The 12744-nt window shown below is 61.2% G+C and carries 14 protein-coding genes; 3 read left to right on the plus strand and 11 right to left on the minus strand.

Annotation, left to right across the window (positions count from 1 at the left end):
• Nucleotides 1-9: 9 nt before the first annotated feature.
• The 11 genes from hisH to MQE22_RS02270 are packed head-to-tail and all read right to left on the minus strand — an operon-like array spanning nt 10 to nt 10584.
• Nucleotides 10-681, minus strand: coding sequence for an imidazole glycerol phosphate synthase subunit HisH (hisH, locus tag MQE22_RS02220; protein WP_215871537.1), 672 nt, complete (start codon nt 679-681; stop codon nt 10-12).
• Nucleotides 678-1274, minus strand: a complete 597-nt coding sequence (gene hisB, locus MQE22_RS02225) for an imidazoleglycerol-phosphate dehydratase HisB (protein ID WP_215871536.1) — start codon at nt 1272-1274, stop codon at nt 678-680. Before hisB ends, hisH begins: the two co-directional genes overlap by 4 nt.
• Nucleotides 1271-2341 carry a histidinol-phosphate transaminase gene (gene hisC / locus MQE22_RS02230; RefSeq protein ID WP_215871535.1) on the minus strand — a complete coding sequence of 357 codons (1071 nt, stop codon included), beginning with the start codon at nt 2339-2341 and terminating at the stop codon, nt 1271-1273. Before hisC ends, hisB begins: the two co-directional genes overlap by 4 nt.
• On the minus strand, nt 2338-3636 hold the full coding sequence (gene hisD / locus MQE22_RS02235) for a histidinol dehydrogenase (protein WP_215871534.1): 1299 nt from the start codon (nt 3634-3636) through the stop codon (nt 2338-2340). Before hisD ends, hisC begins: the two co-directional genes overlap by 4 nt.
• The gene (gene hisG, locus MQE22_RS02240) at nt 3633-4280 is read right to left on the minus strand and encodes an ATP phosphoribosyltransferase (protein ID WP_215871533.1); all 648 of its coding nucleotides are present in this window, start codon (nt 4278-4280) and stop codon (nt 3633-3635) included. The genes hisD and hisG overlap by 4 nt, the downstream gene beginning before the upstream one ends.
• Nucleotides 4277-5551, minus strand: coding sequence for a UDP-N-acetylglucosamine 1-carboxyvinyltransferase (gene murA, locus MQE22_RS02245; RefSeq protein ID WP_215871532.1), 1275 nt, complete (start codon nt 5549-5551; stop codon nt 4277-4279). The genes hisG and murA overlap by 4 nt, the downstream gene beginning before the upstream one ends.
• A gap of 9 nt (nt 5552-5560) precedes the next feature.
• Nucleotides 5561-5881: a Grx4 family monothiol glutaredoxin gene (gene grxD / locus MQE22_RS02250; RefSeq protein WP_215871531.1), complete on the minus strand. Its 321-nt coding sequence runs from the start codon at nt 5879-5881 to the stop codon at nt 5561-5563.
• Nucleotides 5882-5909: 28 nt separating this feature from the next.
• Nucleotides 5910-6152 (minus strand): BolA family protein, encoded by a 243-nt coding sequence (locus tag MQE22_RS02255; protein ID WP_226827529.1) that lies wholly within the window; start codon nt 6150-6152, stop codon nt 5910-5912.
• Between the two features lie 43 nt (nt 6153-6195).
• Nucleotides 6196-7032 carry an ABC transporter permease gene (locus MQE22_RS02260; RefSeq protein WP_215871530.1) on the minus strand — a complete coding sequence of 279 codons (837 nt, stop codon included), beginning with the start codon at nt 7030-7032 and terminating at the stop codon, nt 6196-6198.
• Nucleotide 7033: 1 nt separating this feature from the next.
• Complete coding sequence (locus MQE22_RS02265) at nt 7034-8443, minus strand: peptidylprolyl isomerase (protein WP_215871529.1); 1410 nt, start codon at nt 8441-8443, stop codon at nt 7034-7036.
• A complete protein-coding gene (locus MQE22_RS02270) occupies nt 8443-10584 on the minus strand; it encodes an LPS-assembly protein LptD (RefSeq protein WP_215871528.1) in 2142 nt (713 codons plus the stop codon). Before MQE22_RS02270 ends, MQE22_RS02265 begins: the two co-directional genes overlap by 1 nt.
• A 53-nt stretch (nt 10585-10637) precedes the next feature.
• On the opposite strand from MQE22_RS02270, the gene MQE22_RS02275 reads away from it, so the two are divergent.
• The 3 genes from MQE22_RS02275 to MQE22_RS02285 are packed head-to-tail and all read left to right on the plus strand — an operon-like array spanning nt 10638 to nt 12723.
• Nucleotides 10638-11639: an aminoglycoside phosphotransferase family protein gene (locus tag MQE22_RS02275; protein WP_215871527.1), complete on the plus strand. Its 1002-nt coding sequence runs from the start codon at nt 10638-10640 to the stop codon at nt 11637-11639.
• Nucleotides 11624-12286 (plus strand): nucleotidyltransferase family protein, encoded by a 663-nt coding sequence (locus MQE22_RS02280; protein WP_215871526.1) that lies wholly within the window; start codon nt 11624-11626, stop codon nt 12284-12286. Before MQE22_RS02275 ends, MQE22_RS02280 begins: the two co-directional genes overlap by 16 nt.
• A complete protein-coding gene (locus MQE22_RS02285) occupies nt 12286-12723 on the plus strand; it encodes a hypothetical protein (RefSeq protein ID WP_215871525.1) in 438 nt (145 codons plus the stop codon). Before MQE22_RS02280 ends, MQE22_RS02285 begins: the two co-directional genes overlap by 1 nt.
• Nucleotides 12724-12744: the final 21 nt, after the last annotated feature.

Raw genomic sequence — 12744 nt, forward strand, 5'->3', positions numbered from 1 at the left:
TCTCCATTTTTACCCAATCTCGCAGCCGCTGCCGCACTCGCCAGACCATTCCAAAAAATTGCCCAGCAAGCGCAGGCCCGCGGTGCCACTCTTTTCCGGATGGCACTGCAGGGCAAAGAGATTGTCGGCGGCAATCGCTGCACAGAAAGGAAAGCCGTAGTCGGCAAAGGCAGCGAGTAGGTCGGGATGCGCCGGCTCGACATAGAAGGAATGCACGAAATAGAAATGGGCATCCTGCGGGACGCCGGCAAAGAGAGGATGGGGTACCAGCTGGTGGAGCTGATTCCAGCCCATGTGCGGAACCTTCAGGGGCTGTCCCTGCGGAGTTTGCAGCGCCTCTTCAGGGAAGGGCAGGACTTGGCCTGGCAAAATACCGAGACCGGTGTGTTCACCATGTTCGACGCTGGATTCCATCAAGGCCTGCATACCCAGACAGATGCCGAGAAAGGGCCGGTTCTGCGCGGCAATGCGAAGAAATTCATCCAGTTCACGTTCTTCCAGGGCCGCCATGCAATCACCAAAGGCCCCTACGCCGGGGAAGATGAGGCGATCGCAGGCGGCCAATTCGTTGGGTTTGGCGCTGATCACTGCCTTGCCCCCCAGATGCTCAATCGCCTTGGCTACCGAGTAGAGATTCCCCATGCCATAGTCAACGATACCGACGGAACTGCGATAACTCATCGATTCAGGGTCCCTTTGGTGCTGGGAATGCTGTCCCCAGCCCGTGGATCGGCGCTGACTGCCATGCGCAGCGCCCGGCCACAGGCCTTGAAGAGGGTCTCGGCAATGTGGTGGGCGTTGTTGCCGCGCAGGGCATCGAGATGCAGGGTGACCTGGGCATGATTGACGAAGCCCTGAAAGAATTCATGCAAGAGGTCGACATCGAAAGTGCCAATCTGGGCACGGGGAAACTCGACCGCGTAAACCAGCCCTGGACGTCCGGAGAGATCTACCACTACCCTTGATAGCGCTTCGTCGAGGGGGACATAGGCATGGCCATAGCGGGTGAGGCCGGCCTTGTCCCCCACCGCCCGGGCAAAGGCCTGCCCCAGGGTGATGCCGATATCCTCAACGGTATGGTGCGCGTCGATTGCAAGATCGCCGTGTGCCTCGATCTGCAGATCAAAGAGACCGTGGCGAGCGATCTGGTGCAGCATGTGCTCCAGAAAAGGCAGACCGGTCTGCATTTTGACCTGACCTGAGCCATCCAGGTCCAGACGCACGGCGATCTGGGTTTCGAGGGTATCACGACGGACTTCCGCAACACGGCTCATAGCAATTTTTCCAGGGCAGCAAGAAATGTGCGATTTTCGGTGGGTGTGCCGATGCTCACACGCAAATAGTCACCGAGGCGGGGATGTCCTGTAAAGGCCTTGATCAGTACCCCGGCCTCTTTCAGTCCCGAGTGGATGGCAGCGGCGCGACCGGGTACGGCAAAGAGCAGGAAATTGGCGCGGCTGGGCCAGACTTGCACGCCCAGCTCCTGTAGGCGCTGCAGGACGACCTCGCGCTGGGCGCGGATCTCTGCCGCCTGCAAAGCCAAGACTTCGGCGTGCTGCAGGGCGAAGGCGATGCTCTTTTGCGTGAGGATGTTGATGTTATAGGGCAGACGCAGCTTGTCGAGTTCCCGAATCCAGGCCTTCGGGCCAGCGAGATAGCCCAGACGCAGCCCGGCCAGCCCCTCTTTGGAGAGGGTGCGCAGAAGCAGCAGATTCGGCCAGCGTCCGAGATGTCCGGCAAAGCTCTCCTCGCTGAAGGCGTGATAGGCCTCGTCGACCACCACTAGGCCGGGCGCCCCGGCACAGATGGCTTCCAGGCTTTCCACGGGGTGCATCTGTCCGCTGGGGTTGTTCGGCCAATCGAGGAAGACAATGGCCGGGTTGCGGCGCGCCATCTCGTCCAGAAAGGCTGGGAGATCCAACTGAAAGTTGTCATCCAGGGGCACGGAGTGATAGACGAGTCCCTGCTGTTCGGCGATGACACGATACATAACGAAGCATGGATCGACGGCCAGGATCGGTCGTCCGGCACCGGCTACGGCACTGATCAGAATCTGGATCAGCTCATCGGAACCATTGCCGAGCATGAGCTCCATGCCCGCCGGGATACCCCCGTGCTCGGCCAGGGCATGCAACAATTCCGTCGGGCGCGGCGTGGGATAGCGGTTGAGCTCGGCCTCCCGCAGGTTTTCCAGCCAGGCGCTGCGCAGGCTGTCGGGCAGGCCGTAGGGATTTTCCATGGCATCGAGCTTGATCAAGCCCGCGCTCTCGGCAACCGCATAGGCGTGGCTTGCGAGTAGCGCCGGACGCAGTAGTTGTTCCTGCAGGGATCTTGTGCTCATTGGCCGCTCTGAATCCGTGCTGCGGCCGAACGCGCATGCGCCGTCAAACCCTCGGCCTCGGCCAGGGTCTTGGCGAGGCTCGCTAACTCGGTCACTCCCGCGGGACTGGCTTCAATCAGGCTTGTACGCTTGATGAAGTCATAGACCCCCAAGGGCGATGAAAAGCGGGCACTGCCGCCGGTAGGCAGCACATGATTGGGGCCGGCCACATAGTCCCCAAGGGCCTCGCAGGTATGGATGCCCAGGAAGATCGCGCCGGCATTGGTAATTTGCGGCAGCAGGGCCCGCGGTTCCTCTACGGCCAGTTCCAGATGTTCTGGTGCCACCTGATTGGCCAGGGTGCAGGCCTCCAACGCATCGCGGGCAAGGATCAGGGCCCCGCGATTCTGCCAACTCGTGCGGGCGATGGGGGCACGATCGAGTTCCGTCAGGGCCTTGTCGACGGCGCTGGCCACCGCCTCCAGGTGGGCGGCGTCCCAGGTGATGAAGATGCTCTGGGCGATCTCATCATGCTCTGCCTGCGACAGCAGATCCCAGGCCAGCCATTCGGCGGGTGCCGAGCCGTCACTGAGCACCAGGATTTCACTCGGGCCGGCAATCATGTCGATGCCGACCTTGCCAAAGACCATTCGCTTGGCGGTAGCCACGTAGATGTTGCCAGGGCCGACGATCTTGTCGACTGCCGGCACCGACTCGGTACCATAGGCGAGGGCGGCTACGGCCTGCGCGCCACCGACGCGAAAGACGCGATCGACCCCGGCTACGGCAGCGGCAGCCAAGACCCAGGGATTGACCTCCCCGCCTGGGGTGGGCACGGTCATGATGATTTCTTGCACCCCGGCCACTTTGGCGGGCAGGGCGTTCATCAGTACCGAGCTGGGATAGGCCGCCTTGCCCCCTGGCACATAGATCCCGACCCGCTGCAGAGGCAGAACCCGCTGGCCGAGCTGATTGCCGAAGGCATCGGTGATTTCCCAGCTCGGCACGAGCTGCTGCTGGTGATACTCCCGAATCCGCTCGGCGGCGGCCTGCAGAGCAGCGCGCCCCTTTGCTGGCAAGGCCGCCAGGGCAGCGGCGCAATCGCCCAGTGGGATTTCCAGGGCCGCAGCGTCGGCCAGCTCCAGGCGATCGAAGCGGGCGGTATACTCCAGCAGCGCGGCATTGCCGCGTTTGCGCACGGCCTGCAGGATCTCCCGCACCCGTTCTTCCACCTGCTGATCTCCGCTGGCCTCCCAGCCGTGCAGAGCGGCAAAGGTCGCTGCAAAATCCTCTTGCCGGGTGTCGAGACGCTTCATTGCCCAATCTCCGCTTCCAGTTTGCGAATGAGATCCTCGATGGCCTTACCCTTGCGTTTCATGGCTGCCGGGTTGACTACCAGGCGGCTGGAGATCGGCATGATCTCCTCCACCTCGACGAGGCCATTTTCCCGCAGAGTGCGTCCGGTGGAGACCAGATCGACGATGCGGTCTGCCAGACCCACCAGCGGCGCCAATTCCATGCTGCCATAGAGCTTGATGATTTCCGTCTGGATACCGCGCGCCTGAAAGAAGCGCTTGGTGATTTTCGGATATTTGGTGGCGATGCGGACGCGTTCCCAGCTTTCCGGTCGGTCACCCGCAGCCAAGGCGGCAGGCTCCGCTACCGACATGCGGCAGACGCCAATGCGCAGGTCGAGAGGTTCGTAGAGGGCGAGATTCTCCTGCTCGAGGAGCACATCCTTGCCGGCAATACCGAGGTCGGCCGCGCCCCAACTGACATAGGTGGGAACGTCGCTGGCGCGGATCACGAGAAAGCGCACCTGCGGATCAGTACTCGGCAGGATCAGCTTACGCGACTTGTCGGGGTCTTCGGCCAGCTCGATACCGGCCGCGGCAAAGAGTGGAATGCTCTCTTCGAGAATGCGCCCCTTGGACAGGGCAATGGTGAGACTGTCGTTCATGCCGCCTTTCCGCTCTGATTTCGTACCCGTCGAATATCTGCCCCCAGGGCGCCCAGCTTTTCTTCGATCACCTCGTAGCCGCGATCGAGATGATAGATGCGATCGATGAGGGTCTCGCCTTCGGCAACCAGACCGGCCAGAACGAGACAGGCCGAGGCGCGCAGATCGGTAGCCATGACCGGCGCTCCCTGCAGGCGGGGCACACCGCGTACCACCGCCGTCTTGCCGTCGCTGTCGATATGCGCCCCCAGACGCTGTAGCTCGGAAACGTGCATGAAGCGGTTTTCGAAGATGGTTTCGGTGATCTTTGCGCTACCTTCGGCGATGGCATCCAGGGCCATGAACTGCGCCTGCATATCGGTCGGAAAGGCGGGATAGGGGGCGGTGCGAATGTCTACGGCGCGTGGTCGCTGCTGCATACGCAGACGAATGCCATCGCCGTCTTCCTGTAGTTCCGCGCCCGCCTCGCGTAGCTTGGCCAAGACGCTGTCAAGCAGACGCGGATCGGTACGTCGCAAAAAGACATCGCCTCCGGTCATGGCCGCTGCGACGAGATAGGTACCGGTTTCAATGCGATCGGGGAGGATCTGGTGCTCGCAGCCGTGCAGGGAATCCACTCCCTCCACCTCGATCACCGAGGTCCCGGCACCGCTGATTCGAGCCCCCATGGCAGTGAGCATGCGCGCCAGATCCACTACCTCCGGCTCGCGCGCGGCATTTTCGATGCGCGTATGACCTTCCGCCAGAGTCGCGGCCATCAGCAGGTTTTCAGTGCCGGTCACGGAAACCATTTCCATCACGATGGAGGCCCCACGGAGTCGCTGCGCCCGCGCCTTGACGAAGCCATCCTCCAGGCGAATCTCCGCGCCCAGGGCCTGCAGACCGTTGAGGTGCACGGTGACGGGACGGCTGCCGATGGCACAGCCGCCGGGCAGACTGACCTCGGCGCTTCCGTACCGAGCGAGCAACGGCCCGAGTACCAGGATCGAGGCGCGCATCGTCTTCACCAGTTCGTAGGGTGCCACCAGGGAATGCACGCTGCGCGGATCGATCTCCACCCCCAGCTGCTCGTCCACCAGTACCCGAGCGCCCAGACAACTCAGAAGCTCGAGAGTGGTGGTGACGTCGCGCAGGTGCGGAATGTTGCGCAGGCCAACCGGCTCCCGCGCCAGGATGCTCGCTGCCAGGCACGGCAGGGCAGCATTTTTGGCCCCCGAGATCCGCAACTCACCACGCAGGGGGCCATTACCACGCAGGAGCAGCTTGTCCACGGTGTTGCGTCAGCCCTGGACCTTGCTGACCAGCTTCTGCAGCTCGCCCTGCTGGAACAGGTCGGTCATGATGTCGGAGCCACCCACGAATTCACCATTGATATAGAGCTGCGGAATGGTCGGCCAGTTGGAGAATTTCTTGATACCGTCGCGGATCTGCGGGTCAGCGAGCACGTCGACGGTGAAGAGCTCTTTCACGCCCGCCTGCTGCAGGAGCTGCACTGCGCGGGCGGAAAAGCCACACTGCGGCGCCCGCGGATTGCCCTTCATGTAGAGGGTGATGGGGTGCTTACTTACCTGATCCTGGATAATGTCTTGAATGTCGGCCATGACTGTACCTCGAATGAGAGTGAAAAAATCAGGAACGAGCCGCAGCTTCGTCGGGGGTCAAGGTGCGTAGCTGCAGGGCGTGGATTTCCTCACGCATGCGCTCGCCCAGACAGGAATACACTGTCTGGTGCCGTTTGACGAGGCTCTGGCCCTGAAATTGCCCAGCGATGACCACGGCCTCGAAATGGGCGCCATCGTCACCGTATACATGCACCTCGGCGCCGGGAAGACCGGACTCGATGAGGGAACGGATCGTATCTGCTTGCATCATTTTTTCATCTTACCTGAAATTGTCGTGTCTGTGATCCCGTCGCTCAGGGACGCAGCTTGTACCCGCTGGCCAGGAGGCGCCAGGCGACCGCAGAACTGAGTAGAAAAAAGGCCAGAGCGACGGCGAGAGAAGCCCAGACCGAGACGTCGGCATCGCCAAAGAAACCGTAACGGAAACCATCGACGATGTAGAGGAAAGGATTGACCATGGACAGGTGACGCCAGATCCCCGGTAACGACTGCACGGAATAGAACACCCCGGCAAGAAAGGTCAAAGGCATGATCAGAAAATTCTGAAAGCCGGCAATCTGGTCGAATTTTTCTGCCCAAAGCCCGGCGATGATGCCCAGCGCTCCCATTCCTCCCGCACCGAAGACGGTAAACAGCAATATCCAGACTGGATGTTGCAGGGGTAGATGGAGGAACAGCAGGGCCAGTAGCAGGATGGCCAATCCCACGACGATACCGCGGACGATGGACGCTGCGGTCATCGCCAAAAAGATCTCCGTCGGCCGCAGCGGGCTGAGCAGAAGAAAAATGATGTTGCCCGTCACCTTGGCCTGAATCAGACTGGAAGAACTATTGGCAAAGGCATTCTGCAGCACCGACATCATCATCAGACCGGGAACGATGAAGGCGATGTAGGAGACCCCAGGGTAGATACGGATGTGCCCCCCCAGGGCATGACCGAAAACCAGCAGATACAGCAGTGTGGTAACCAAGGGCGCGGCAATTGTCTGTAACCAGACGCGGGCGAAACGTAAGACCTCTTTGCGAAACAGGGTCCAGGTCGGTGTCCAGGCGATAGCAGGCAAAGGCCGGTGTCCCAGGAGCGACTCTGGACTCTGTTGCGCCTTTCCAGTCGAAACGGAGCTATTCATCTCAGGCGTTGCGCAAGCGCAGATCCGGGTCGAGAATTTCGACATAGGCGCCGTCCCGGATGCGCCGCTGCCACTCTTCCATACGCTCGCGAACGGTGCGGTTGAACAGCTGCATGCGCGCGACCGACTCCAGCTGCGTATCACTCAGGGCAGCCTCGCGATGGCCTTGCGACTGCACGATGTAGATGGCATCGCCGATTTGGATGGGGGCACTGACATTGCCCACCGGCAAGCTCATCAACGCGCGTTCCAGCTCGTCTGGCAGGCTTCCCGGTGCCACCCAGCCCAATTCGCCACCATTGGCTGCGGTGGCACGATCCTGACTGTAGCGCCGAGCCAGTGCGCTGAAATTTACCCCCGATTGTAGGCTCGACTCGATGTCCTTGGCCTGGGATTGTGCCTCCTGCTCCTCAATCCCTTTGCCGGCGTGCAACACGATCATCGCTGCCTTGACCTCCGTCACCGACGGCTCTTGATGCTTGACATCAAGGAGCTTGAAAATGTGATAACCGGTGGCGCTGGGGATCACCGGGCTGATATCGCCAGGCTGCAGTTTGAGTAGGGCCTGGGTGACAGCGCTGGGTAGCTCGGCGGCCTTGATCCAGCCCAGGCGACCGCCCTGCAGGGCATCGCGGGCAGCGCTGACCTCGGTGGCCAGACGGGTGAAGCTGGCGCCGTTTACCAGTTGCTCGTGCACGCGCTCGATGTCCTGGCGCACCTGAGTCACGGCATCCGGGCTGGGGTCTCCGGGCAAGGGCAGGAAGATCTGCTGCAATTCAAAACTCACCCCTGCAGTTTGTTTGAGCTGGCGAGCAAAGGTCTGAATCTCGTCTTTTCCGAGATGCACCCGCGCCTCGACCTCTTGTTGCTGCAGACGGTCCACCAGGATCCGTTCACGTAGATTGTCCTCGAACTCCGACCAGGACTGTCCCTGCTGGGTCAGTGCCTCGCGCAGCTGATCGGGGGTCAGGTTGTTGCTGTGGGCGATATTGGCAATGGCCTGGTCCAGCGTGGCCTGATCGACGTTGATCTCCATGCGTTTGGCCATCTGCACCTCGATGTCCTGCAGGATCATCTGTTGCAGCACCTGACGGCGCAGAATCGCATCCGGCGGCAACTGGCCGGGATCCTGTTGCTGCAGTTGTGCCTTGATGGCGCCGACCTTCTGATTGAGTTGCAGCGAGGTGATGATCTGCTCGTTCACCACTGCCACTACCTTGTTGAGGGTGTCGAGGTTCTGTGGCAGGGGCGCGGCTTGCGCTGCCACCGTGGAGCGAGCAGAAAAGACCCGCGACTGCGGGGGCGGTGGAGCAGCCAGGAGTGTCTCCCGGTTGACGAAAGGGGTTGCGGCCCAGGCAGAGCAACTGCTAGCCAAAGCGGCGAGGAAAAGGGCAGAGCGGTATCGAGACATCAGAACTCCATGCTGGCGCCGGGCACATATTGATCGAGGAAACCGTTGGAACTATTGCCAATGCTGGTCAAACCGCGCAGCACGATTTCCAGGTAGACGGCGTTGTTCGTCTGCCCCCCCAGTAGAATCTGGTGGAACATCATCAGTTGAGCCGTCCAGCAACCGCCATCATAGCCGATCCCGACCAGCTGCTCCAAGGGCTTGTTATCCTGAACATCGTATTGGTAGCTGCCCAGAACCCGCCACTGCTTGCCGATGGGAAGCGCTGCAGAGACGCCCGCCTGATCTACGTAGTTGCGCGTATAGCGATAATCGAGATTGAGCACGGTCCCATTGTGGGCCAACCATTGCGCGCGGAAATCCATGCGCTCGAAACGCTGCCAGTCGGAGTCGGTTTCGGAGCTGGCGAGGAAATTGAGATTGGCCAAGGGAGCGTACTGGGCCTGCCAGAAATAATTGGAACGGCTGTTCTGCGCCACGATATTGCCGGCAAGGTCGATCTGTCGCCGGTTGAAATACTGGATCTGGCCGATGGCGGCGCTCCAGACTTCCCGGCCATTAGGGTTGTAGCCCGACCCCTCCAGGCCATAGGCCAACTGATTGGCCGCGTTGATCCGATCGCTGCCGTCAAATAGCGAGTTGTCGGTAAAGATGGAATTGTAGTTCTGGAAAGGTGTGCTGGAATCGAAATTCGGGATCTGGTTCTGTGCCTGCAGAGGAATAAACAGGTATTTGAACATGGGATGCAGGACGATACTGCTGCCATCCTGGGCATCGCGAACAAAGTTGAGACCGCCGCGCAGGCTCAGGGCGGGCAGACTGCGGTTGCTGACCCGGTCGTAAGGGCCATTGCGCTGGATCTGGTAATGGCTGAAATAGAGCCGCCCCTGCGGTTCCAGGTAGCCCCAGGCGCGACTCCATTTCCAACCGATGGTGGGAGTGAGATCGAGGCGCTGACCGATGGGGCCGGTGCTGGCATAGAAATAATTGAAGTTGCTGCGCCAGTCGAAATAGCCGGTCTTGCCGAGGCGCCAATAACCATTGGCGTAGACATAGGGAAGTTGCGCATAGGGCGCAGCTTCTCCTTGGAGCAGTTCCTGATAGCCCTGCAGCATGACACCCGCCTGCAGATGGCGATTGCCATAGCTGATGGCGCCGGTGGAGGTCAGATACGGCGCATTGCCGACCCCGCCGATATAGCCGCCGTTGAAGCCGGTAACCCCGGAGAGATCAGCGAGGAAATTCCGATAGCTGACACGATTGTAGTTGACCGAGAGCGCAAAACCATCACCCAGATTCTGCTGGTGCTGCCAGGATACCGCCCAGACATTGCTGCCGGTGAGCTTGTCGTGGGGCAGCAAGGCAAGGAGCAGTTGTCCACTATAGTTGGGCTCCAGATAGCGGAACTGGTTTTGTAGTAATACGCCGCGCTTGGTCAGTCCCTCTACGGTGAGAGTGTCATCCAGATTGCTAGCGATGTCGAAATAGTAGGGGATACCCAAGGTAAAGCCATTGATGGTGGAACTGCCAATGGTCGGTGGCAGAAATCCGGAATGGCGCTGCAGCGGAAAACTGAAATAGGGCAGCCAGAGGACCGGCAGGCCATAGACATTCAGGGTGCTGTTGTAGGTGCTAATGTATTGGTCGTTCTGGTTGAGATCCAGCTGTTGACTGTAGATCTGCCAGGCCGGGACCTGCCCGTGGCAAGTGGTGTAGCAGGCTTCGTTGAGGCGGTAGTGATTCTTGCCAAGCTCCCGCCCGCTGCTCGCCTGTCCATGGCCATCCTGACTCGGCAGCAGGAAACGCGGATGGAGAACGATACCCTGATTGCTGTGGATCTTCAGGGTTGCCTCCGGCGCATTGGTGACGATTCCGGGGCTGACCAGGTGTACCTGCCCCTTGGCGATGATCTCGTCCTTCTTCTCGTCGTAATGGGCCTGATGGGCATAGAGGCGACGATCGCCGTAGAGCACCTCCACATTACCCGAGGCCGTCCATTGGCCGCTGCCGAGGCCCTGGATCTGGTCGGCGTAGAGGGTCACCGGCCCATCTTGCGCCCAGGCTGGCGCGGCAAAAGTGCAGAAGACCGCTGCCGCGCAGGTCAGGGACCAGCGCGGCGGGCGTAACCGGCCGACGGCCATCGAGCATGTCCCAGGGCTAGGCATAGGCGCGTAAAATCGCACAGAATGTGCGTATGTCGCAATCTCTCAGCCCCCTTCCCCAGCTCAGTGCCGCCGCCGAACGCTTCTTGCGCGCCCATGGCGTGGAGCCGACCGTTCTGCAGCCGATTCCTGGCGATGCCAGCGCACGCCGCTATTGGCGGGCACCTGGTGAAAGCGTCCTGGCACAAGTGCCGCACGCCGACGAGCTTTTACCCTTCCTGCGCGTGCAGCATCGCTTTGCCGAGGCGGGCCTGCCCGTGCCGCGCATCCTTGTGGTTTCTCTGCGGTATCGTCTGCTCCTGCAGGAGGATGTGGGTTCCCGTGACCTCAAGAGCGCGCTGGATGCGGGTGAGTCGCCGGATGCCATTATGGCCAGGGTATTCCCCCTGCTGCTGGGCTTGGCGGCGGCAGCGCAAGGTAGGGTTCTCCGCCCGCCCTTTCCGCCCTATGATGCACAACGGCTGCAGCAGGAGCTGTCGCTCTTCCCCGACTGGTATCTCCGGCGGCATCTCGGCGTTACCTTGTCGAGTGCTGAGCAGGATCAGATCGGTATGCTGTTTTCCGCCTTGCTGGACGGAGCGCGCCAGCAGCCCAGCATCTGGGTACACCGCGATTTCCATGCCCGTAATCTCCTGCTACGGCCCGACGGCACGCCGGTACTGATCGACTTTCAGGACGCCGTGCTCGGGCCGTGGACCTACGATCTCGCCTCCCTGCTCTGGGATCGTTACTGGGACTGGGGACGGGCGCGGCGCGATGGCTGGATCGAGCAGTATCGCTGTCTGCTGCAGCGGCACGGATTGGCCGTCCCGGGCGCCGAAGCATTTCGCGTGCAGACAGAGGTCATGGCGCTACAACGTAATCTGAAAATCCTCGGTATTTTTTGCCGTTTGGCGTACCGCGATGGCAAGAGCGGATATCTCGAATTGCTGCCGCGCTTTTGGGCCTACGTCGAGGACCTGCTGGCCGGGCAGGAGGCCTGGCGACGCTTCGTGCCCTTGTTCCGGGGCTGGTCGCCATGCGACAGGCGGTGATCCTCGCAGCCGGGCGGGGCGAGCGCCTGCGTCCGCGCACCGACTTTCTCCCCAAGCCGCTGTTGAGCGTTGCCGGGCGTCCGCTCATCGTCCGCCACCTGGACCATCTGGCCGCCGCCGGAGTGGAGCGGGTCTTCATCAATCTCTCGCATTTGGGAGCCCTTTTGCCCCGCTTCCTGGGCCGGCAGTGGCAGGGGATGTCGCTGGAGTATAGCGACGAAAGGACGCAGCGTCTGGAGACCGGCGGCGCACTCGTAGCCCTGCGCGAGCGTCTGGAAAATGCCCCCTTTCTTCTGCTCAATGGCGATATCTGCACGGAGTATCCCCTGGCGCAGTTGTTGGCCAGCGCTCCCGGCCTGGTTCTGGTGGATAACCCCGCGCACCATCCCGAAGGCGATTTCGCCGTACGGGAAGGTTGGCTGGCAATGCCAGCTCCGGGCTTGTCGACCTACACCTATTCTGGCCTTGCCCTTCTGGACGCTGCCTGGCTGGCGAATTTTCCCGACGGCCCCGCGCCCCTGGCACCCTGGCTGCGGCAATGGGTGGCGAAAGGTCTTCTCCGTGCTTATCTTCAGCAAGGGTATTGGTGTGACGTGGGTACGCCGGAGCGTTTGCAGGCCGCCCGCCTGCACTATGGAGGAACGTAGTGGCCTTTGATGAAGCGGAAGTGACCATCTGGGTGCAGCCAAGTGCTGCCCAGGTACAGGAGTGGCGCGAGCACTGGTTGGCGGTGATGGATCTGGCGCTGTGGGGCGAACTGAAGAGCAGCAAGATCGGCGCCCTGGGCAAGCTGCGGCGGCGTATTCTGGAGTGTGGAGAAAAATTGCGCTCCTACAGTGCGGATCGTTCGTGGATTCCGCACCCGCGCGAACGGATCAAGAATTGCCTGAGTAGCGGTCTGCAGTTGCGGGAGAGTCTCGACAAGGTCGCGGAGCTCCTGCAAGAGATGGAGGCTGGGGCGGCACTCGTGCCTTTGCGCGGCTTGTGGGATAATCTGGCCGAAAATTTGCTTGCCGATCTCCAGAAACGTGAGGAGCGGCTGGTAGCGCTTCTGAATACACAGTATGGGGAAGAGATCGAGTGAGAGATGTGGTTCGCGGGTTTG

The organism is Acidithiobacillus sp. YTS05, assembly GCF_024396695.1.
Taxonomy (GTDB): Bacteria; Pseudomonadota; Gammaproteobacteria; order Acidithiobacillales; family Acidithiobacillaceae; genus Igneacidithiobacillus; species Igneacidithiobacillus copahuensis.

Coding starts and splice junctions, on each gene's coding strand:
- hisH (WP_215871537.1), bottom strand. CDS start 681: ATGAGTTATCGCAGTTCCGTCGGTATCGTTGACTATGGCATGGGGAAT.
- hisB (WP_215871536.1), bottom strand. CDS start 1,274: ATGAGCCGTGTTGCGGAAGTCCGTCGTGATACCCTCGAAACCCAGATC.
- hisC (WP_215871535.1), bottom strand. CDS start 2,341: ATGAGCACAAGATCCCTGCAGGAACAACTACTGCGTCCGGCGCTACTC.
- hisD (WP_215871534.1), bottom strand. CDS start 3,636: ATGAAGCGTCTCGACACCCGGCAAGAGGATTTTGCAGCGACCTTTGCC.
- hisG (WP_215871533.1), bottom strand. CDS start 4,280: ATGAACGACAGTCTCACCATTGCCCTGTCCAAGGGGCGCATTCTCGAA.
- grxD (WP_215871531.1), bottom strand. CDS start 5,881: ATGGCCGACATTCAAGACATTATCCAGGATCAGGTAAGTAAGCACCCC.
- MQE22_RS02255 (WP_226827529.1), bottom strand. CDS start 6,152: ATGATGCAAGCAGATACGATCCGTTCCCTCATCGAGTCCGGTCTTCCC.
- MQE22_RS02260 (WP_215871530.1), bottom strand. CDS start 7,032: ATGAATAGCTCCGTTTCGACTGGAAAGGCGCAACAGAGTCCAGAGTCG.
- MQE22_RS02265 (WP_215871529.1), bottom strand. CDS start 8,443: ATGTCTCGATACCGCTCTGCCCTTTTCCTCGCCGCTTTGGCTAGCAGT.
- MQE22_RS02270 (WP_215871528.1), bottom strand. CDS start 10,584: ATGGCCGTCGGCCGGTTACGCCCGCCGCGCTGGTCCCTGACCTGCGCG.
- MQE22_RS02275 (WP_215871527.1), top strand. CDS start 10,638: ATGTCGCAATCTCTCAGCCCCCTTCCCCAGCTCAGTGCCGCCGCCGAA.
- MQE22_RS02280 (WP_215871526.1), top strand. CDS start 11,624: ATGCGACAGGCGGTGATCCTCGCAGCCGGGCGGGGCGAGCGCCTGCGT.